At 72.5% G+C, this 19844-nt stretch carries 15 protein-coding genes; 1 reads left to right on the forward strand and 14 read right to left on the reverse strand.

Going from position 1 to position 19844, the window contains the following annotated elements; genetic code table 11:
* Positions 1-3: 3 nt before the first annotated feature.
* The 11 genes from cobU to IEY63_RS09120 all read right to left on the reverse strand — a co-directional run bounded on the left by cobU (position 4) and on the right by IEY63_RS09120 (position 14186).
* Positions 4-510: a bifunctional adenosylcobinamide kinase/adenosylcobinamide-phosphate guanylyltransferase gene (gene cobU / locus IEY63_RS09070; protein ID WP_189068681.1), complete on the reverse strand. Its 507-nt coding sequence runs from the start codon at positions 508-510 to the stop codon at positions 4-6.
* Positions 507-1916 (reverse strand): cobyric acid synthase, encoded by a 1410-nt coding sequence (locus IEY63_RS09075; protein WP_229784601.1) that lies wholly within the window; start codon positions 1914-1916, stop codon positions 507-509. The genes cobU and IEY63_RS09075 overlap by 4 nt, the downstream gene beginning before the upstream one ends.
* Entirely contained in the window at positions 1909-2919 is a 1011-nt protein-coding gene (locus IEY63_RS09080) for a pyridoxal phosphate-dependent aminotransferase (protein ID WP_189068682.1), read from the reverse strand. The genes IEY63_RS09075 and IEY63_RS09080 overlap by 8 nt, the downstream gene beginning before the upstream one ends.
* On the reverse strand, positions 2916-3818 hold the full coding sequence (cbiB, locus tag IEY63_RS09085) for an adenosylcobinamide-phosphate synthase CbiB (RefSeq protein WP_189068683.1): 903 nt from the start codon (positions 3816-3818) through the stop codon (positions 2916-2918). Before cbiB ends, IEY63_RS09080 begins: the two co-directional genes overlap by 4 nt.
* The gene (locus tag IEY63_RS09090; protein ID WP_189068684.1) at positions 3815-5191 is read right to left on the reverse strand and encodes a cobyrinic acid a,c-diamide synthase CobB; all 1377 of its coding nucleotides are present in this window, start codon (positions 5189-5191) and stop codon (positions 3815-3817) included. The genes cbiB and IEY63_RS09090 overlap by 4 nt, the downstream gene beginning before the upstream one ends.
* Before the next feature lie 65 nt (positions 5192-5256).
* Positions 5257-6081, reverse strand: a complete 825-nt coding sequence (locus tag IEY63_RS09095) for a formate/nitrite transporter family protein (protein ID WP_189068685.1) — start codon at positions 6079-6081, stop codon at positions 5257-5259.
* Between the two features lie 205 nt (positions 6082-6286).
* Complete coding sequence (locus tag IEY63_RS09100; protein ID WP_189068686.1) at positions 6287-9715, reverse strand: efflux RND transporter permease subunit; 3429 nt, start codon at positions 9713-9715, stop codon at positions 6287-6289.
* 25 nt (positions 9716-9740) lie between these two features.
* Complete coding sequence (locus IEY63_RS09105) at positions 9741-10967, reverse strand: efflux RND transporter periplasmic adaptor subunit (RefSeq protein WP_189068687.1); 1227 nt, start codon at positions 10965-10967, stop codon at positions 9741-9743.
* 1 nt (position 10968) lies between these two features.
* Positions 10969-12009, reverse strand: a complete 1041-nt coding sequence (locus tag IEY63_RS09110) for a TolC family protein (RefSeq protein WP_189068688.1) — start codon at positions 12007-12009, stop codon at positions 10969-10971.
* Positions 12006-13433 carry a TolC family protein gene (locus IEY63_RS09115; protein WP_189068689.1) on the reverse strand — a complete coding sequence of 476 codons (1428 nt, stop codon included), beginning with the start codon at positions 13431-13433 and terminating at the stop codon, positions 12006-12008. The genes IEY63_RS09110 and IEY63_RS09115 overlap by 4 nt, the downstream gene beginning before the upstream one ends.
* Positions 13434-13595: 162 nt before the next feature.
* Positions 13596-14186, reverse strand: a complete 591-nt coding sequence (locus IEY63_RS09120; RefSeq protein ID WP_189068690.1) for a TetR/AcrR family transcriptional regulator — start codon at positions 14184-14186, stop codon at positions 13596-13598.
* A 250-nt stretch (positions 14187-14436) separates the two neighbouring features.
* Here IEY63_RS09120 and IEY63_RS09125 point away from each other — a divergent pair, with 250 nt between their 5' ends.
* The gene (locus tag IEY63_RS09125) at positions 14437-16740 is read left to right on the forward strand and encodes a putative bifunctional diguanylate cyclase/phosphodiesterase (RefSeq protein WP_189068691.1); all 2304 of its coding nucleotides are present in this window, start codon (positions 14437-14439) and stop codon (positions 16738-16740) included.
* 9 nt (positions 16741-16749) lie between these two features.
* Here IEY63_RS09125 and IEY63_RS09130 read toward each other — a convergent pair whose 3' ends face one another.
* The 3 genes from IEY63_RS09130 to allE all read right to left on the reverse strand — a co-directional run bounded on the left by IEY63_RS09130 (position 16750) and on the right by allE (position 19844).
* Positions 16750-17184 carry a hypothetical protein gene (locus IEY63_RS09130; protein WP_189068692.1) on the reverse strand — a complete coding sequence of 145 codons (435 nt, stop codon included), beginning with the start codon at positions 17182-17184 and terminating at the stop codon, positions 16750-16752.
* A gap of 156 nt (positions 17185-17340) precedes the next feature.
* Positions 17341-19083 (reverse strand): NAD-dependent malic enzyme, encoded by a 1743-nt coding sequence (locus IEY63_RS09135; protein WP_229784602.1) that lies wholly within the window; start codon positions 19081-19083, stop codon positions 17341-17343.
* On the reverse strand, positions 19080-19844 hold the full coding sequence (gene allE / locus IEY63_RS09140; protein WP_189068693.1) for a (S)-ureidoglycine aminohydrolase: 765 nt from the start codon (positions 19842-19844) through the stop codon (positions 19080-19082). Before allE ends, IEY63_RS09135 begins: the two co-directional genes overlap by 4 nt.

A 19844-nucleotide genomic window follows, 5' to 3' on the forward strand; every position in this document is an offset into this window, starting at 1 on the left:
GCATTAGGGCAGGCGCAGGGGCCGGCCGCTGACGATCAGCCACGCCTCGTCCGACGCGGCGGCCGCGCGCTGGTTCACCCAGCCCAGCAGGTCCCGGAACCGCCTCGCCAGGGCGTTGTCCGGCACGATCCCGAAGCCCACCTCGTTCGTGACCATGACGGTCACGCCGCCCCGGTCCCGCGCGGCGCGCAGCAGATCGTCGGCGGCGGCCAGCACGGCGTCGTCCGTCCAGTCCGCGAGCATCAGGTTGCTGATCCACAGGCTCAGGCAGTCGAGCAGCACCGTGCCCTGCACCTCTCCCACAACCGCCGGGACGTGCACGGGCTCCTCGCGTGTCACCCACCCGGCCGGACGGTCCGCGCGGTGCCGTCCGATACGGTCCCGCATCTCGTCGTCGAAGGCCTGCGCGGTCGCCACGTACGTGACGGGTGCGCCCCCCCGCGCCGCCCGGGTCTCCGCGAAACTACTCTTGCCACTGCGCGCGCCGCCCGTCACGAACACCAGCGTCACAGGAGGTCCTCCAGCACGCCCGGGTCGAGGGCCGCGCCGACCCGCGCGGCGATGGCGTCCAGCCGGGCGTCCAGCGAGTCCAGGCCCGCCGGGGGACGCAGGCCCGCCCAGCCCAGGAAGCGCTCGAGGTACGCGGGGTTCTCCAGCAGGCCGTGCAGATACGTGCCGCGCACGTTGCCCTGCCGCCACAGCCGCCCCGGGGCGAGGGTCTGCACGCCCGGCCCGGCCCCGCTCTGACCGTGGTGGATCTCGTAGCCCTGCACGGTCAGGCCTGTCTCGGCGTCCGTGAAGGTGGTCAGGGTGGTGGTCTTGTCCGGCGCGAAAGTGGTGTCCAGGTCGAGGAGAGCCAGGCCCGGTACCTCCGGCGCACCCTCCACACTGTGCGGGTCGCGGATCACGCGCCCGAGCATCTGCAGGCCCCCGCACACGCCGAGCACAGGGACGCCCGCGTGGGCGGCGCGGGTCACGGCGCCCGCGAGTCCGGTGGCGCGCAGCCACGCCAGATCGGCGGCCGTGCTCTTGCTGCCGGGCAGGATCACCGCCCGCGCGCCCGCCAGGTCCGCTGGGGTCGCCACCCAGCGGGCCAGCGGGCCGAGCGGCGCGAACTCGTCGAGGTTCGACACGCGTGGCAGGCGCGCGATCGCCACGAACCCGTCGTCCTGATCCCCGCCGCGTGCCGCTCCGGTTTCGGCCCACACGCCGTCCTCCTCGGGCAGTGGGATGTCCAGCATCGGCACGACCCCGACCGTCGGCACGCCGGTCTGCGCCTCCAGCCACTCGGGGGCGGGCGAGAGCAGGCGCGCGTCGCCCCGGAAGCGGTTGAGGACGAAGCCGCGCAGCAGCGCGCGTTCCTCGGGCGTCAGGCAGTGCCAGGTGCCGAGCAGGTGCGCGAACGACCCGCCCCGGTCGATGTCGCTGGCGAGCAGCACCGCTGCCCGGGCCTCCAGCGCCACGCGCATGTTCACGATGTCCGACGCGCGCAGGTTCACCTCGGCGGGACTGCCCGCACCCTCGATGACGACCACGTCGAACTCGGCCATGAGGCTGTGCAGCGCGCCCTGCACGTGCGGCCACAGGTGCGCCTTGCGCTCACGCCAGGGCAGGTTGGTGATCTCGCGGTTCACCTGCCCCAGCAGCACGACCTGCGAGCGGGTGTCCGCTTCCGGTTTCAGTAGCACCGGGTTCATCCGCACGTCCGGCGTGACGCGCGCCGCGGCGGCCTGCACGAGCTGCGCGCGGCCCATCTCCAGGCCCGCCGGGGTCACCCCGGCGTTGTTGCTCATGTTCTGCGCCTTGAACGGCGCGACCCGCGCGCCCGCGTTCGACAGGGCGCGGCACAGCGCTGCCGTGAGGTAACTCTTGCCCGCGCTGCTCGTGCAGCCCTGCACCATGATCGCCTTACCCATGTCGTCCTCCCACCGCCAGCCTGGCGTGCAGCTCGCGCACGAGCACGCGGTTCTCGCCCGGCAGGCGCGTGCTCACGCGGATGAGGTCCGGCAGGCCGTAACTCGCGCAGTCCCGCACCCGCACGCCCGCCGCGAGCAGCTGTGCACTCAGGGCGCGGGCGTCCCCGACCCGCAGCGTCAGGAACGGCGTCCCGTGGTGCTCCACCCGGCCCAGCGGGCGCAGGTCGTCCGCGAGCGCGGCGGCGTGCGCGGCGACCCTGGGCAGCGTCTCGGCCAGGAAGCGCGCGGCGTGCGGCAGGGCCGCAAGCACCCCGGCCGTCCCGGCCGGCACGTGCCACGCGGGGGCGAGGTTGTCGAGCGCGGCGATCACGTCCGGCGCGGCCAGCGCGTACGCGGGGCGCGCGCCCACCAGCCCGTGCGCCTTGCCCGGCGAAAGCAGGCGCAGCAGCGCGGGGTGGCGCGGCACGGCGGGCCGGGCCACGAAGGGTGCGTACGCCTCATCCACGATCAGCAGCGCGCCCACCGCGAGGCAGCGCTCGGCCAGGGCCAGCAAATCCTCGGGACTGGGGGCGAGGCCGGTCGGGTTGTGCGGGTACGCCACGTACACGAGGCGCGTCCCGGCCGGGAGGAGGTCCGGCACCTCGGGCACGGTCGTGACGGGCGCGCCGAGCAGCGCGGCGGCGCGGGCGAGTTCCCCGAAGGGCGCGTGCACGCTCAGCAGCAGGCCCCCGTCACTCAGGCACAGCCGGGCGAGGCGGTGCAGCAGCTCCGAGGCGCCCACCGCCGGGGTGACCTCGGTGGGGCTCAGGCCGTGCCACGCGGCCAGCCGCTCCCGCACCCAGCCGTAGGTCGGATCGGGGTAGTGGGCGTGGTCGGCGTCCCGCACCGCCTGGATCAGGTGCGGGCTGGGGCCGTACGGGTTGGCGTTCACGCTGAAATCCAGCCCGGTAAAGGGCTGCGCGCCGGGCCCGCCGTGCGGCACGCGGGGAATCAGGGGAATCATGCCCGCGCCTCCATCAGCCGCCGGGGCAGGGGCAGCAGGCAGACCAGCGCCGCCAGCAGCGCCGCGCGGTTCACCAGGGTCAGGGCGGCACGCAGGTCGGCCCCGTCGGGGTCGCGCCCGGCGGCGTTCAGGGTGTACACGCCACGCTTCTCCAGGCGCACGCCGAGGGCCCCGGCGGCGGCGCTCATGGGGTGCCCGCCGTTCGGGCTGGGGGTGCGCCTGGCGTCCGCGCGCCACTCCCGCCAGCCTCGGCCGCCGGCGGCAAGCAGCAGGCACGCGGCGCTCAGGCGGGCCGGGGCGAGGTTCAACAAGTCGTCCGCGCGGGCCGCGACCTTCCCCGGCCATTCGAGCTCGGGCGTGCGGTAGCCCCAGCTGGCGTCGGCGGTGTTCGTGAAGCGGTACGCGGCGGCCCAGCCCAGGCCGCCCAGCCGCGCGTGCAGCAGCGGCGCTACCACACTGTCGCTCAGGTTCTCCGCGAGGCTGGCGATGGCCGCGCCCGCCACCTCGCAGGCTGTCAGGTCGGCCGTGTCGCGGCTCACGAGGTGCCAGGACAGCAGCCGTCGCGCCTCGGGCAGGTTCCCGGCGTCCAGCGCCCCGGCGACCTCCGCCCCCGCGCGCAGCAGGGCCGTGCGGGCCAGCAGCGGTTTGAGGACCACGCCCTGCGCCCACCACGGCAGCCGCCCGGCCGCCCCGCCCAGGGCCGCGCTTAGCGTGACCCCGGCGGCCCAGCCCAGGCCCCCCTCGATCAGCTGGGCGCGCGGTGTCTGTCCCCGCCACGCGGCGCGCGCGCGGCGCAGGAGGTGCCCCATCCACACGACCGGGTGTGCGGGGGCGGGTGGTTCCCCCAGCGTGTCCAGGGCGAGGGCCAACAGCAGCGCCCGGCGCGGGGCGCCCCTCAAGCGGTCACCGCGCGGCAGGCGGCCAGGAAGCGGGTGGCGAGGGCCGGGTCGGCGCCCAGGTGCAGGTGCAGGTAGCTGGCCAGGACGTTCCCGTGCGCGTAGCCCTCCTCGGTGACGGTGCCGTCGTGCGCGGTCCAGGTCCAGGCGGGCCGGGTGGGGGCGTGCGTGAGGACCGAGTGGTGAAATTCGTGTCCACGCACCGTGGCGCCCGCCGGGGCGACCAGGGTGTCCCGCAGCGCGGTCGCGTCGCGGTACCCGAGGGTCAGGCGCGGCGTCATGCGGGTGCGGTAGGGGATCACCCCGCACATGGGCACCTCCTGCCCGTCTACCTCCAGCGATTCCCCGAGGTACATCAGCCCGCCGCACTCGGCGAGGACCGCCCCGCCCGATACGGCAAACGCGCGGATGGACTCGCGCATGGCCACATTGGCGCTCAGGTCGTGCGCGTGCGCTTCCGGGTACCCGCCGGGCAGCAGCACGCCCCCCACGCCCGCCGGGAGGGCCGCGTCCCGCAGCGGACTGAACCGGATCAATTCGGCGCCCTGCGCGCGCAGTTCGTCCAGCGCGTCCGGGTACGAGAAGTGGAACGCCTCGTCGTGCGCCAGCGCCACCCGCACCGGCGCGCCCGCCTGCGCGGGGGCGGGCGCGTCCGGCAGGGCCGGGGCGTGGATGGCGTCCAGCAGGGCGTCCAGCCGCAGGCCCTCAGCCGCGCGGTCGGCGGCGGCGGTGTCCCAGGCGGCCTGCTCGGCACTCAGGAGGCCCAGGTGCCGCTCGGGCAGGTGCAGCCCGGCGTCGCGCGCCACCCAGCCCAGCACGGGCAGGTCGACCTGATCGAGCGCCGCCTCGCACAGCGCCGCGTGCCCGGCGCCGCCCACGCGGTTCAGGATCACGCCTGCCACGCGCAGGTCCGGTCGGAAGTCCCGCAGGCCACTCGCGACCGCCGCGACCGTGCGCGCCGATCCGCCCGCGTCCAGCACGAGTACTACCGGCGCGTCCAGCAGCAGCGCCAGGTCCGCCGTGGAGTGCTCGTCACTGGTGGGGTCGCGCCCGTCGAACAGGCCCATCACGCCCTCCAGGACGCTCACGTCCGCCTGCGCCGCCGCCCGCGCGAACAGCTCCCGCAGTCTCTGGCGACCCAGCAGGAACGAGTCCAGGTTGCGCGCCTCCCGGCCCGCCGCGCGCGTCAGATGCGTCGGGTCCAGGTAGTCCGGACCCAACTTGAACGGCTGCACCCGCACGCCCCGCGCGCGCAGCGCGCGGCACAGCAGCGCCGCCACGGTCGTCTTGCCGCTGCCGGAGGACGCGGCAGCCAGCACCACGCGGCGCGGCCCGGAAGGAGAGAGGGCAGGGAAGGTCGGCGGCTGGGTCGTCATGCGCGGCCCACACCCTATCCGAAGTGCCGCCGCCCTGTACGCGCGGGCGGGCTTTACTGCACAGTTCAGGCCCGGGCAGGCTCGTCCGGGTACGCGAAGTGATACGCGAGCGCCACGAACACCGCGCCCCCCACGATGTTCCCTGCCGTCACCAGAACAAGCGTCACAGCCACGTGCGCCGCGTCCAGGGACGATCCCGGCACGGCCGGCACGCTGCCCTGAAGCAGCAGGCCCAGCGGCAGCAGGTACATGTCCGCCACCGAGTGCTCGAAGCCCGCTGCGACGAACGCCGTGACCGGCAGCAGCACCGCCAGGATCTTGTCCGCCAGGGTTTTCCCAGCAAAGGCCATCCAGACGGCCAGGCAGACCAGCATGTTGCACAGCGCGCCGCTGAACAGCAGTTGCGCGGGCGTCTTCGCCACCTTCCCCGCAGCGATCGTCACGGCCTGCTGCGCCACGCCGCCCCCGTCGAGATTCGGATGACCGGACGCCACGACCAGCAGGGCCAGCAGCACGCCGCCCACCAGATTTCCCGTCAGCACCAGCGCCCAGTTGCGCGCCACCTGCGCCCACGTGACGCGGCGGCGCACGGCGGCCAGGACCAGCAGCACGTTCCCGGTCAGCAGTTCCGCTCCAGCCACGAGGACCAGCACCAGCCCCACGCAGAAGCCCAGCCCGCCCAGCGCCTGCTTGAACGCGAAGTCGATGCCGCCCGCCTCGATCAGCGTGTAGAACATGCCGCCCAGGCCGATGAACATCCCGGCCAGGATGGCCAGTATGAATGTCGGCCACGCGGCCCGCTCGGCCTTCTCGACCTCCTTGTTCACCACGGCCCGCGTCAGCGCGGCCCCACTGAGGACGGTCGGATCCGGGGGGGGCGCACTGGTCATGCCTCACCATAGGAGCCGCCTGATCTGAGCGGCTGACCAAGCTCTTCAGGAGTTCCTGATCCGGACTGAACTTGAACAGCTGGTGCGAACCCTGCAGGCTGGGCAAGAACGGAGGCTGTGTGAGCCGTGCCCTGCTGGGTTGCGCGGCTCGGCCCGGCAGGCGTCAGGGCGGCCGGACCCGGTCCAGCCGCCCTGCGAGGTCAGGTCAGTCCCCGGCGCCCAGCGGGGAGGGGCCCTCCACCTGGGCGTGGACGGTGTCGGGTTGCAGGCGGCGGCGTTCGAACAGCCAGAACACGCTGGGCACCACGTAGAAGGTCAGCAGTGTGGACGTGATCACGCCGCCCAGGATCACGATGCCCAGCCCCCGGCGGAACTCGGCGCCCTCGCCCTGGCCGAGCACCAGCGGAATGCTGATGACCAGCACGGTCAGGGTCGTCATGATGATCGGCCGGAAACGCAGTTCCGCCGCCTCCAGCAGCGCGTCCCTCAGGGGCAGCGCCCGGACGCGTTCCGTCACGAACTCCAGGTACAGGATCGAGTTCTTGGTGCTCAGGCCCAGCAGGATCACCATGCCCAGCACCGTGATCACGTCGAGGTTCACGCCGAAGAAGTTCAGCGTCCACAGCGCCCCGACCACCGCAATGGGAATCGGGAGTTGCAGGTAGATGGGGTACCGGAACGAGTTGAACTGGCTGCCCAGCACCAGGTACGTCAGGATGATCGCCAGGAGCATCAGGATCGGGCCGTAGAACACGAGGTCCCCGGTCAGGCCGGCGCTGCCGAACGCGCTGGCGTTCCCGAGCGTCACGCCGCCGGTCAGGAGCCCGGCCTTCTGGACGCGGCTGACGAGTTCTTTCTGGTACGCAAACGGGTTCGGGCCGCCCTGGACGACGTTGATGTTCAGCGTGGCGGTGTACGCCTTGTTCAGGCGCAGCAGCGTGGCGGGCGCCTGCGCCAGCTGGAACGCGCCCAGCTGCGACAGCGGCAGGTTGGTACTCAGGGCCGGGGCGTACACGGTCTGGGCCAGCAGGCTCTGCTCGCTGCTGATCAGGGCCGGGTCGAGCCGCACGACGATGTCCACGCTGCGGTCCCCGTCGCGGACGCTGCCCGCGACCGAGCCGTCGTTGTACGTGCGCAGGGCCTGCGCGACGTCACTGGCGCTCAGGCCGGTGCCGGTCAGGCGGGTGGCGTCGGGCGTGAAGGTGCGCTCCTGGCGGGTGGCGCTCAGGCTGCTCTCGACGGTGCGGAGGTTCGGGTCCTGCGCGAGCAGGCGCACCACCTCGCGGTTGCGCTGTTCCAGCAGCGCCTGATTGGGCGCCGTGAGGGCCAGGGAGATGTCGGCGCTGCCGCCGGGGCCGGTCTGCTGCGTCCCGACGCGCAGTTCACTGCCGGGCGCGCGCGTGCCGATGGGCGTGAGCAGACGCGTGTACTGCTCGACCAGCGCGTCAATGCCGGGCCGCTCGGCCTTGTCGATCAGGGTGACGGTCAGGTTCGCCTCGTTGGCGCTGGCGCCACTCACGCCGTTCCCCGCGCCGACGCTGGTCTCCACGAGCTTCACCTCGGGGCGCGCCAGCAGGGCGTCCTCCAGCTGCGCGGTGACGCGGTTGGTGGCGTTCAGGTCCGTCCCGACCGGCAGGCTGAGGTCCACGGCGACAATGCCACTGTCGGACTTGGGCGTGAACGCGAAGCCCACGCCGCGCAGCGCCAGCGGCGCGCTCAGCAGGAACAGCCCCGCGATCAGCAGCACCACCCAGGGGCGCCGCAGGGCCACGTTCAGGCTGCGGGCGTACGCGCGGGCGGTGCGCTGCACGCCGCCGTTCACGACGCCGTGCAGGGTGCCCGTCACGGCCTCCAGCAGCGCCAGCAGCGCGCCCAGTAGGTACCGCGCGGCGGCCAGCGTCAGCGGCGCCAGGACGGCCGCGATGCCCACGGCCAGCGCGACCGGCAGGCCCGCCACCTTCAGCGCCACGGACACGCCCGCGCCCGCCACGATCAGCCCTGCCCAGCCCCAGAAGGACCGCACGCCCCGCAGGCTCGACTGGAGCAGCGCCGGGAAGCGGCCCAGCACGCCGGGCACCTGCGCCCACCCGACCGGCTGCGGGTCGTTCGTGTACGCCATGCGGACCGTCAGGAACAGCAGACTTTCCAGCCACGACAGCACGATGGCCGCCGCGATACCCAGCCCGAACTGACTGAAGAACTGCCCCAGGATGCCGGGCATCAGGCTCAGGGGGATCAGCACGGCCAGCAGCGAGAAGCTCGCGGCGGTCACGGCGCTGAAGACCTCGCTGCCGCCCAGCAGCACGCTGCGCAGGCGGCTGTACCCCAGGTCCCGGTAGCGCTGGACGTTCTCCGCCACCACGATCGAGTCGTCCACGACGATCCCGATGGCCACGATGATCGCCAGCAGCGAGATGATGTTGAACGTGAAGCCCAGCGTGGCGTACAGCAGCGGCGCGGCGCTGATCGAGATGGGAATCGCCAGGACCACGGCCAGCACGGTGTTCAGCCGGCCCAGGAACAGCAGGCAGATGATGCCGACCGCGCCGACGGCCAGCACGAACTCCTTGAAGGTGTCCTTCACGCTGCCCAGCGTGGAGCGGGTGGTGTCACTGGCGATCTTCAGCGTGTACCCGGCGGGGAGCGGCTGGGCCTGCATGGCCGCGCGCACGCTGTCCGCCACCGCCACCGAATTCGTGCCGCTGCCCTTACGCACGCTGAGCAGCACGGCGGGCTGCCCGTTGAAGCGCGCCAGGCTGCTGGCGTCCGCGGCGGCGTCCCGGACGCGCGCCACGTCCCCAACCTGCACGCCGCTGCCGCTGTCCACCGTGATCGCGGCCACGTCGGCGGCGCTGCGGGGCGTGTTGCGCGTCGCGTACTGCGTCTGCGTGCCGCCCTGCGACACGGTGCCCGCCGGGAGGTCCAGCGCGCTGGCGCTGATCGCCTGCGTGACCCGCGCGGGGCTCAGGTTGAACGACTGCAGCCGCGCCGGGTCGAGCAGCACCTGCACCTGCCGGGCCGGGCCGCCGGTCACGCTGACGTCCGCCACGCCGTCCACGCGTTCCAGCCGCGGCACCAGCACGTCCTCGGCGTAGGTGGTGACCTGCGCCGGGGGGTTGCTGCCGCCCAGCAGGGCCAGCGTGAGGATCGGCGTGGCGTTCGGGTCGAACTTCTGCACGACCGGGGCCTTCACGCCGTCCGGCAGCGTCCCGCGGATCGCGGCTACGGCCTGTGACACGCTGTTCGCCGCGGAATCCACGTCCGTGCCGTCATTGAAGGTGATCACGACCGCCGACTGATTGCTGACCGAGGTGGTGTTGATGTCCTCCACGCCCGCCAGGGTGCTCACGGCGTCCTCGATGCGGCGGCTGACCTCGCGGTCCACCTGATCCGGGTTCGCGCCGGGATACGACGTGGACACCGCCAGGACCGGCACCTCGAAGTTCGGCAGGAGTTCCACACCCAGCCGGAACGTCGCAGCCAGCCCCGCCAGGACCAGCAGCACGAAGATCCCCACCGAGAACACGTAGTTCTTCACGCTGAAGCGCACCAGCGGATGCACCTTCGGTTCCGGCGTGCCGTCCGGCAGGGTGCCCTGCGGCAGGTTGAATTCCGGGGGTTCGTGCGTGCTCACGCGCGCACCGCCTGCGCTGGCCGCGTCACGGGGTTCCCCCGCTGCTCTGCACGCGCGCGCCGTCCTGCAGGCTGGCCGGAACGGGGCTCACGACGTCCGCGCCCGCGTCCAGGCCGCGCACGGCGACCTGCGCGCCGCTCTCGGCCACGACGCTGACCGGGGTGCGGCGGGCCACGCCGCCAGAGACGAGGTACACGACGTTCTGCCCGTTCTCGGCCTGCACGGCGCCGCTGGGCACCAGCACGCCCTGCCCCAGCCGCACGCGGTAGCGGACCTGCGCGGCGCCGCCCACCGGGAGGTTCGCGCCGCCCTGCACGCGCGCCGTGACCGGTACGAGGCGGTTGGTGCCCGCCACGCCCGGCGCGCCCGTGACCGTGCCCACGTAGTTCACGCCGCCGTACCCGACGTTCATTTTCGCGCCGTCCACCAGGGTGGCAGCGTCGGTGGCGGGCACGTTGAACTTCACACGCAGGCTGCCGGGGTCCACGAGCCGGGCGACGGCGCTGCCCTGCTGCGCGAACTCGCCCACCTCGACGTTCAGCGCCGCGACGGTGCCCGCAAAGGGCGCGCGAACCGCGGTGCGGGCCAGGTTCTCCTCGGCCTGCTGCACGCTGGCGCGCGCCTGGGCCAGCTGCGCCTCCTGCAGGGGCACGCTGCCCTGCGCGCTCTGGCCGTTCTGCGAGAGGTTCGCGCGGGCCTGCGCCAGGGCGCTCTGCGCCTGCGCGAGCTGCGCGCGGGCGGCCTGCACGTCCGACAGGCTGATGCCGCCCAGCCGGTAGAGGTTCTCGGCGCTCTGCGCGCCCGCCTGCGCCTGCGCCAGGCTGGCCTGCGCCGCCTGCACGGACGCGTTCAGGCTGCCCGCGTTGTTCTGCGTGCTGCGCTGCGTCTGCGCAAGGCTGATCTGCGCCTGCTGCACCTGCAGTCGAGCGTTCTGAAGGGCTTGGCGCTGCGCCGTGTCGTCCAGCTGCGCCAGCACCTGCCCGCGCGTGACCTGATCCCCCTCCTGCACCAGCAGGGTCTTCACGACGCCGCCCGACTGCGCGGCGACCTGACTGTCCCGCTGCGCCTCAATGGTGCCGCTCACGCTGCGCTGGGCGTCCAGCGTGCCGCTGCGGGCGGGAACGGTCGCTACCTGGAGCGTGGTGGTCTTGGCGGGCGCGGCGTCCAGGTCGTTCTTCACGTCCGCGCCGGTCTTGGCGGCGCAGGCGCTGAGGGTCAGCGTGACCAGCAGAAGCGGGGTGGTGCGCCGCACGTCAGTTCACCAGTCCCGTCACGTCCTGCCCGGCGGCGACGCCCAGCCCGGCCAGGGCGCGCCACACGCCGTCCACGGCCTGCTGCACGCTCAGCGCGGCCTGCTGCGCCTGAAGCTGCGCCTGCTGCACCTCCACGGCGGCGGCCGTTCCGGCCTTCAGGCGGGCCTGGGCGTTGCGCAGGGCCTCCTGCGCGTTCACGGCGGCGTCGCGGGCCACGGTCACGCGCGCCTGGGCGTCCTGCGCGGCGCGGTATGCGTCCCGCACGCCGGTCTGCGCGGCCCGCGTGCCGTCCTCCAGGCCGCGCTGCGCGTTGGCGAGCGCGGTGCGGGCGTCCTCCAGCGTGCGCGTCGGCGTGTAGTCGTTGTCGGCCAGTTTCACCTGCAATCCCGCGAGGGTGACGCCGTTTGCGGCCTGCACCAGCGCGGGCAGGCGCTTGTCCAGGCCGCTCTGCAACGCCGCGAGGGTCACGCTGAGTTTCGGCGCGTCGCCGGGCGCGCTGAGTTTCAGGTCCGTCCCGGCCGGGAGGTTCAGGGTGCGCGCCAGCGTGGCCTCCAGCACCGGCAGGCTGGCCTGGGCACTGGCGAGGTCCTGCCGGTCGCCATTCAGGGCGTTCTGCGCGCGGCTGACGTCCAGGCTGGTCGCCACCCGCGCCGCGAGGCGGGCCTGCGCGATCTTCAGCTGCCGGTCGGACAGCGCCACCTGCGCCTGGGCCAGCGCGGCACTCTGCGCGCCCTCGTAGGCCTGCACGTACCCGCTGATGGCCGACTGCGCCGCGGTCAGTTTGGCGGCGTTCAGCGCGGCCGTCTGCGCGGCGACGTCCTGCTCGGCCTGCGTGAGGGTCGTGATGATGCTGGTCGGGTCGGCACGCACGGCGCGCAGGTTCGCCTGCGCTTTTTGCAGGTTCGCGCGGGCCGTGGTGACGTCCACGCCGAGCGTGACGGCGCGGGTCACGGCGCTCCCCAGGGTCAGGGAGGTCGGGGCGGTCTGCGCGGCCGCAGGGGCGGCGCTCAGGGCGAGGATCAGGGTCAGGGTGCGCTTCATGGGCGGCCTCCGGTGGGCAGGGGGGCGGGAAGGGTCAGGAGCAGGGGGTCAAGGTCGGCGGTGGCCTGCGCGAGCGCGGCGCCCGCCACGGCCACGCGGTCCTGCTGCGCGGCGAGGGCCTGCTGCGCCTGCGTGAGGTTCAGCGCAGCCTGCTGCACGTCCAGGCGCGTACCCAGCCCGGCGTCCAGGCGGGCCTGCGCGGCCTGCGCGGTCAGTTCCGCCGCGCGGACGCGGGTGCGGGCGGCGTCCAGCGCGCCCTGCTCGTCCTGCACGGCCAGCAGGCGTGTGCGCACGTCCAGTTCCACGCTCTGGCGGGCGACGTCCAGCGCCAGGGCGGCCTGCTGCACACCCACCTGCGCCTGTGCCGCGACCACACCGTCGGTCTGGCCCAGGATGGGGATGGAGGCGTTCAGGGCCAGGTTCACGCCGCTCACGGGCGCCTTGACCTCCCGCAGCGGAACGTTCAGCTGCGCGGCGAGCACGCCGGTCGTGAAGTTCAGGCTGCCGCTGACCGTCCGGCCCGCGGCCCCGGACGCGCTGGCCAGCTGTCCGGCGCTCACGCTGGCCGTCAGGTCCGGCAGGCGGGCGTTCAGCACGGCCGCGTCCCGCTGCGCTTGCGCGTCGGCCAGCGTGGCCTGCGCGCGGCGCACCTCGGGCCGCTGCGCCAGCGCCCGCGCGATCAGTGTCGCCTCGTCCCCGGCGGGGCTCAGGTCCGGCAGGGCGCGGCTCAGGTCCGGCGCGGCAGGCAGCGGATCGGCGCCCAGCAGCCGGGTCAGGCTCAGTCGGGCCTGCGTCACGGCCCGCGCCGCGCGGTCGCGGGCGGCCTGCGCGGCCTCCTGGCTCGCCTGCCGGTCCAGCACGCCGCCCTCACTGAGCAGGCCCTGCGCGCGCTGGTCGCGGGCGATGGTCAGCGCCTGCGTGCTCAGCGTCAGCTGCGCGTCGGCCAGCGTCAGGGCGTCCGCCGCGCCGCGCAGGCCCGCGTACGCCTGCCACACCTGCACAGTCAGGCTGCCGCGCGCCGCGCGCAGGTCCAGCGCCGCGGCCTGCACGGCCCGCTCGGCGCTGCGGACGCCCTCCAGCAGCGGGGACCAGGGCAGCACCGGCAGGCTGGCGGTAACGGTCACCGCGCCGTTCCCGGTCCAGTCCCCGCCGTCCCAGGGCGCTTTCGTGAGGGTCCCGCTGGCCCCGGCGCTCAGGTTCAGTCCGGCGCGGGCACGGGCACTGTCCAGTTGCAGCTGCGCCGCGCGGAAGGTCAGGTCCGCCGAGCGCCAGCCCGGCGCGGCGCGCAGCGTGAGCAGCAGCGTATCAAGGGGCGCGCTAGCCTGGGGGGCAGCAGTCTGTGGCGGGCTGGGCGTTGTCTGCGCCGCGGCGGGTCCGAGCAGCAGGGCCAGGAACAGCAGGCATCGTGTGGCGGAATGGGTCATGTCGGTCCTCAGGTCAGAATGGGGGGGCAGGGCGGTGCGCAGAGCTGGCCGGTCCGGTGGGGCGTTGGCGCTCGTCCGCCTGTCAGGGCCGGGCCCTGGGCTCATGTCCCCATTAACGAGTGAATACTTACTTTTGTCTGTCATGCGGCGTTCACTCGGGCTTCAGGGCGCCATGCCGGGCCACAGGAGGTCCATCAGGCCGCGCACGAACCGCCCGGCTTCCAGCCCTGCACCCTGCCCGGGCATCATCTGCTCGCGGTGCACGTAGTGCGACAGGGCCCCCACGAGGCTCAGGGCCGTGACCTCGGCGTCCAGCGGCCGCAGGCGGCCCAGGCGGACCTCGGCCTCCAGGTAGGCGGCGATGTTGCGCGCCGCGACCTGCATGGGGTCCCCCAGGCGCATCAGGATCGGGTTGTGCGAGGGATCATGCCCGCGCGAGAACATCACCATGAGTTTCGGCACGAGCTGCTCGGCCTCGCGCAGCATGCTCAGCAGCGCCCGTTCCAGGTTGCGGCGCACGTCGTCCTGCCCGGCTACCTCCAGCAGTTCAGCCTGCCAGCGGGCCTGGCGGTGCAGGCCAATGGCCGCGACGAACAGGTCCTCCTTGCTGGCGAACCGGTTGAACAGCGTGCCCTCAGACACGCCAGCGCGCCGGGCAATCGCGGCGGTGGTGGCGCTGAAGCCCTGTTCCAGGAACACCTCCTGCGCCGCGGCGACGATCACCTCATCACTTATTTGCCTGGGTCGTGCCATAACTGAGTCTATCCTCAGGAATAAGGCCGGGACGTGCGTCCCCCGCCCCACCTCACCCCCCGATCATAAAGACACCCCCTGCGGCCACCACGCTTGTTCCCCCGCCACAGCGGCCACTAGTCTGAACATCAACAGGTGCGCCCCGCTCAGCTCCAGCGATCCCCGTTCCCGCTTCCCCCTGCCACCCCTCCCAAGGAGCTCCGCTCGACCGTCATGCCCCCCCACCCGCACCACCGCCAGGACCACTAGCGTGCCGCGCCCAGCCTGGGCCCTGAAGGACCGCTGGTCCATCTCGCTGCGCGTGCAGCTCCTCGGGCTGGTCCTGGCCTTGCTCATCCCCCTGGGCGCCATCCTGCTGGTGGTCCTGCCGGACTTCATGAACGGGCAGTTCACCACCATCGAACGCACCCAGGTGCAGCAGTTCAGCGACATCGCCCGCGCCAACGTGACCACCGAGGAATCCCGCGTCAGCCTGTTCGTGCTGAACTTCAGCCTCTGGACCGAAACCTACGAGTACGCCGCCGGACGCAACGCCCGTTACCTGAGCGCCAACCTCGTGCCCGGCACGTTCATCGGCGGCAAGGTCGACTACTGGGGCGTCGCCGCGCCCGGCGGCCAGCTGCTGTCCGCCGCCACCCTGCGCGGCGAACAGATCGTGGACGCCACGCCCGTCGTCCAGGACTTCCTGCGCGCCCTGCCACGCCCCCTGCCCCCCGACGGGGCCGCCGGCGTGATCCGCCGCGGCGCCACCGCGTACATCCTCGCGGCGCGCCCCATCACCCGCGACGACGGCACCGGCCGCGGCGGCATCATGCTGCTCGCCCGGACCCTCACCCCCGACGTCCTTGATGAACTCACGTACCAGGGCGGCATCTTCCAGGCCACGCTGCGCGGCGCGCCCAGCCCCGGCACGCAGGTCACCTTCACGGAAGACCGCGTCCGCGCCACGTCCCCCCTGAGCGCCCCGGGCGGCCCCCCCCAGCTTGCGCTGGAACTCACGATCCCCCGCGCCGTTCACGCTGCCGGCCTGCGCGGCGCGCAGCAGCTGCGCCTGACCATGCTCATCGCCACCCTCCTCGCCGTGATCAGCTTCCTGCTGTTCCTCAACCGCCGCGTCCTGCGCGTCCTGGAAGGCTACAAGCGCGACACGCAGCTCATCACCCGCGACCCCACCCACCGGCTCGACGCCCGCGACCGCACCGAACTGGGCCTGCTGGCCCGCACCATCAACGACCTGCTCGACCACCTGCACCTGCGCGAGCAGCAGCTGCGGGAACGCTCGCAGCGCGACGACCTGACCGGCGCGTTCACCCGCTCCGGCCTGCTCGAGCGGCTCATCCATACGCCCGTCCGCAGCGCCCTGATCATCGAGGTGCCCCGCCTGCAGGAACTCAGCGGCCTGTACGGCCACACCCGCGTCGACACGCTGCTACGTGAACTCGCGCGCCGACTGGAACACCTCGGCCCCGACCACGTGGTCGCGCGCCTGTCCTCCAGCGGCATGGCCCTCGTCACCACCGGACCGGACAGCCCCAACCCCGCGCTGATCCTGCGTGAACTCGAACAGCCCTTCACGCTGCACGACAGTGGCGTCGCCCTGAAACTCACCGCCGGGTACGCCGAATCTCCCCACGCGCTGCCCGTCCCCACCCTGCTGCGCCACGCGAACATCGCCCTGCAACACGCCCTGGACGAACGTGAGCACTTCGGCGTGTTCGAGGAAGCCATGCTGCGCCGCACGCAGTACGGCCACCTGCTGGAAACGGCCCTCCAGGACGCCGACCAGCGCGGCGAACTGACCCTGCTCTACCAGCCCGTGCAGGACCTGCGCAGCGGCCAGTGGACCGCCATTGAAGCCCTGATGCGCTGGCAGCACCCCACGCTGGGCAGCGTGCCCCCCAGCACCTTCATTCCCATCGCGGAACGCTCCGGCCTGATCGCCAAGCTCGGCGACTGGGCCCTGCGCCGCGCCCTGCACGACGTCAAGGACGCGCAGCGGTTCACGCCCCTGCGGGTGAACGTGAACGTCAGCCCCATCCAGCTGCTCAACCCGAACTTCGCCGAGAACGTCTTGGCCATCCTGCAAGAACAGCGCGCCTCACCCCACACCCTCACGCTGGAAGTCACCGAGGGTTCGGTCATGCAGAACGTCGCACTGGCCTGTCAGCACCTTGATCAGCTGCGGCGCGCAGGCGTGCACGTGGCCCTCGACGACTTCGGCAGTGGGCACTCCAGTCTCGCGCTGCTGGCCGAACTGCCCCTCGACACCGTCAAACTCGACCGGTCCTTCCTGCGGGATAGTACCCGCCTGGGCCCGCGTGCCAGCACGCGCGGTGCGCTGCTCGGGAACACCATCCGCCTCGCCCGGGACCTGAAACTCCGCACCGTCGCCGAGGGCGTCGAGGACGAAGCCATGCTGCACGTCCTGCGCGACCTCGGCTGCGACGCTGCCCAGGGCTACCACATCGCCCGGCCGGAACCCCTCGGGACACTCCTGGGCCGCCTGCACCCCGGCCATGTCCCCACCCCCACCGCCGACCCCGACCGCCGCTGACCCGCACGGTCAGTCGGGCAGGTAGGCCCGCAGCGTCTCCCGGATGGACAGCACGTCCGTCAGGCGGCTCGGGTTCAGATGCAGCACCGAGATGATCGCCCGGCCCGAGTCCGGCTCGGCCGCCGCGGCCGGCGCGCGCCGACGGTCACGTCCGTAAGACCGCGAGGACAGAATGATCCCCACGACTGGCGTCTGCGACTGACGGTCAAACAGTTCAAAGTCCAGCCGTAACTGCGCGATCTTCTGCAGGGTGCCCTGCGTGTCACCCGCCTGCACCACCATGGCCAGCACGTCATTCAGCACGACCGGACCCCGCACCTCGACCGGATGGTCCCGCAGGGCGACGCGCAGGTGCCGTTCAAACCGGTCGTCCACCCGGGACCGCTCCTGGCGAGGTTCAGGGGCCTTCCCCGCCACGGATTTCTTCAGGAAGTTCAGCGGCATACTCCATCATAGAGACTCGGCCCACCCGGCAGGGCAGCCACCCCACCAAGCGGGGGCAGACTCACCAGACCCCGGGAGGCGCGGAGCAACCGGGCGGTAGACGGACCGTCTGGGCGGGCCGGGCGCCGCACCGCGCTCAGGATCAGGTGGCGGCTCTCACCCTCCCTGCCCTGCGCCGTGCGGGCGGAACGGCAGGTACTTCGGCTGCCAGAATTTGCGGCGCACGGTGTCCAGCAGCCCCGCGTCACTCTGGCCGCGCAGCGTGAACTCGGTGGCCACCCCGTCCGCGAGCGCCTGCCGGATCACGGCCACCGCGACGTGAATACTCGCGTGACTCAGCTCATCCACCGGCGGGTAGGTGCGGCCCGGATGATTCGCCTGCGTGTACTCCGCCAGGGCGTACGCGGCGGCCGTGACCATCTCGTCGGTGACCTCACGCACGCGCGCCAGGATCGCGCCGAACCCCAGTCCGGGGAAGATGAACGCGTTGTTGCCCTGCCCGATCTCGTGCGTCTCGCCATTCAGGCTGACCGGATCGAAGGGACTGCCGGTCGCCACGATGGCCTGCCCATCCGTCCAGGCCAGGATGTCCGCCGGAAGGGCCTCCGTGTTCGCCGTGGGGTTGCTCAGCGGGAACACCAGCGGGCGGGGTGTGTTGGCGTGCGCGGCCCGCACCACGGCCTCGCTGAAGATGCCGGGCTGCCCGCTGAGGCCCAGCAGCAAGGTCGCCTTCGCCTCGCGGATCACGCTTTCCAGGTCGGTGCCCGCCCACCCGTCCGTCAGGGCCTTCGGTGTAGCGAGGTCGCGCTTGTAGTCCTCCATGTTGCGGTCGTCGGTCAGCAGGCCGCGCGAATCCAGCACGAACACCCGCCCCGCGATCTCCGGTTCGCTCAGGCCCTCGCGGCGCATGCCCTCACGGATCGCCAGGGCCACACCCGCCCCGCCCGCGCCCGCGCCGTGCACCACGACCACCTGATCGCGCAGCGCCTCGCCCTTCATCCGGCAAGCGTTCAGCACCCCGGCCAGCACCACCGCGCCCGTGCCTTGGATGTCGTCGTTGAAGCTCGGCACCACCCGGCGGTAGCGGCGCAGCACCTCGAACGCCGCGTCCTTGCTGAAATCCTCCCACTGGATGATCGCCTTCGGGTACCGCTGGATGGTGGCCTCCACGAAGCGGTCCACGAACCGCAGGTACTCGTCCCCGGTCAGGCGCTCATGCTTCACGCCCAGGTACGCCGGGTCCTCCCGCAGGTCCGCGCGCCCGGTGCCCACATCCAGTTCGACCGGGAGGGTCTTGTCCGGTCCCACGCCCCCCGCCACGGTGTACAGCGACAGCTTCCCGATGCTGATCGCCATGCCCCCGAACCCCTGATCCCCGATCCCCAGGATCGCGCTGCTGTCGGTCGCCACGATGATCCGCACGTCATTCAGCGGCACGTTCGCCAACGCCGCCCCAGCGCGGTCGATGTTCCGGGTGCTCAGGGTCAGGCCGCGCGGGTACCGGTAGATCTGACTGAAGCGCTGCACCGCCAGCCCCACCGTCGGCGTGTACACCACCGGCAGCATCTCCTCGACATGCGCCGAGAGCAGCGCGTAGAACAGCACCTCGTTGCGGTCCTGCAGGTTGCGCAGGAATACGTGCCGGTCCAGGGGTTCCGTGATCTGCGCGTACTCCGCGTACTGCCGCTCGACCAGCGCGTCCAGAGTATCCACCTGCGGGGCCAGCAGGCCGTCCAGGCCCAGCGCCTCCCGCTCGGCCTCCGTGAACGCCGTGCCCTTGTTCAGCAGCGGGAAGCGCAGCAGCGGGAAGCCCCGCACCAGCGGGTGGAGGTAACGGTGGCCGTCCTCGCCGCGGCGGACGTCGTAGTGGTCGGTCAGGGGCAGGGTGCGGCGGTTCACGGCTGGCCTCCGGTCAGGGTGAGGGGATGGCGGTTCATGTCCTTGAACAGGAGGTACTTGCTCCAGTCGCGGCCCAGCGCGCCGTACCACTGCGGGCAGTGCGCGCCCATCCAGATCACGTCCCCCGTCTGCACGGGGTAATACGTCTCCTGAAGCTTGTACAGGCCCTCGCCCGAAAGCATCAGCAGACCGTGCTCCATGTAATGCACTTCGGTGTACGGCAGGGTCGCGCCCGGCGCGAAACTCATGGTGCTCATCATGAAATCGAAGCGCGAATCATCCGGCAGGAGCTTGCGCGCAATCAGCCGCTCGTCCCCCTCGAACGGCGAACCCGGATTCTCCCGCTCGTTGCCCCAGCACACCGGGGGTGCCTCCACGCCCGGCGCCGCCTGGTACGGCTTCTCGAACACCGCCACCCGCGCGTTTCCCTTCGCTTCTAGTGTGTGCGCCACGCCTGCCGGGAAGAACACGTGGTCCGACTCGCCCAGCGTGCGGGACTGCCCGTCCACCTCGACCTGCACCTCGCCGTCCAGCACGAACACGAACCGCTGATAGCCCAGCGCAGACTCACTGGCCCGCGCCCCACCCGGCATCTCGGCCGTGAACTGCACGAACCTTGCCCCCAGCCCGACGACCGGCGCGATGTGCAGCACCACCGCGCTGCCAGGCCATTCGGCGAGCGCCGTGCGAACGAACGTATCAGGCGTGATCACTGCGTGCGCCTCACGCAACGCGGACCGGGTGACTCCCAGATGCTTCAT

Origin of the sequence: Deinococcus radiotolerans (assembly GCF_014647435.1) — a bacterium.
GTDB classification, from domain to species: domain Bacteria; phylum Deinococcota; class Deinococci; order Deinococcales; family Deinococcaceae; genus Deinococcus; species Deinococcus radiotolerans.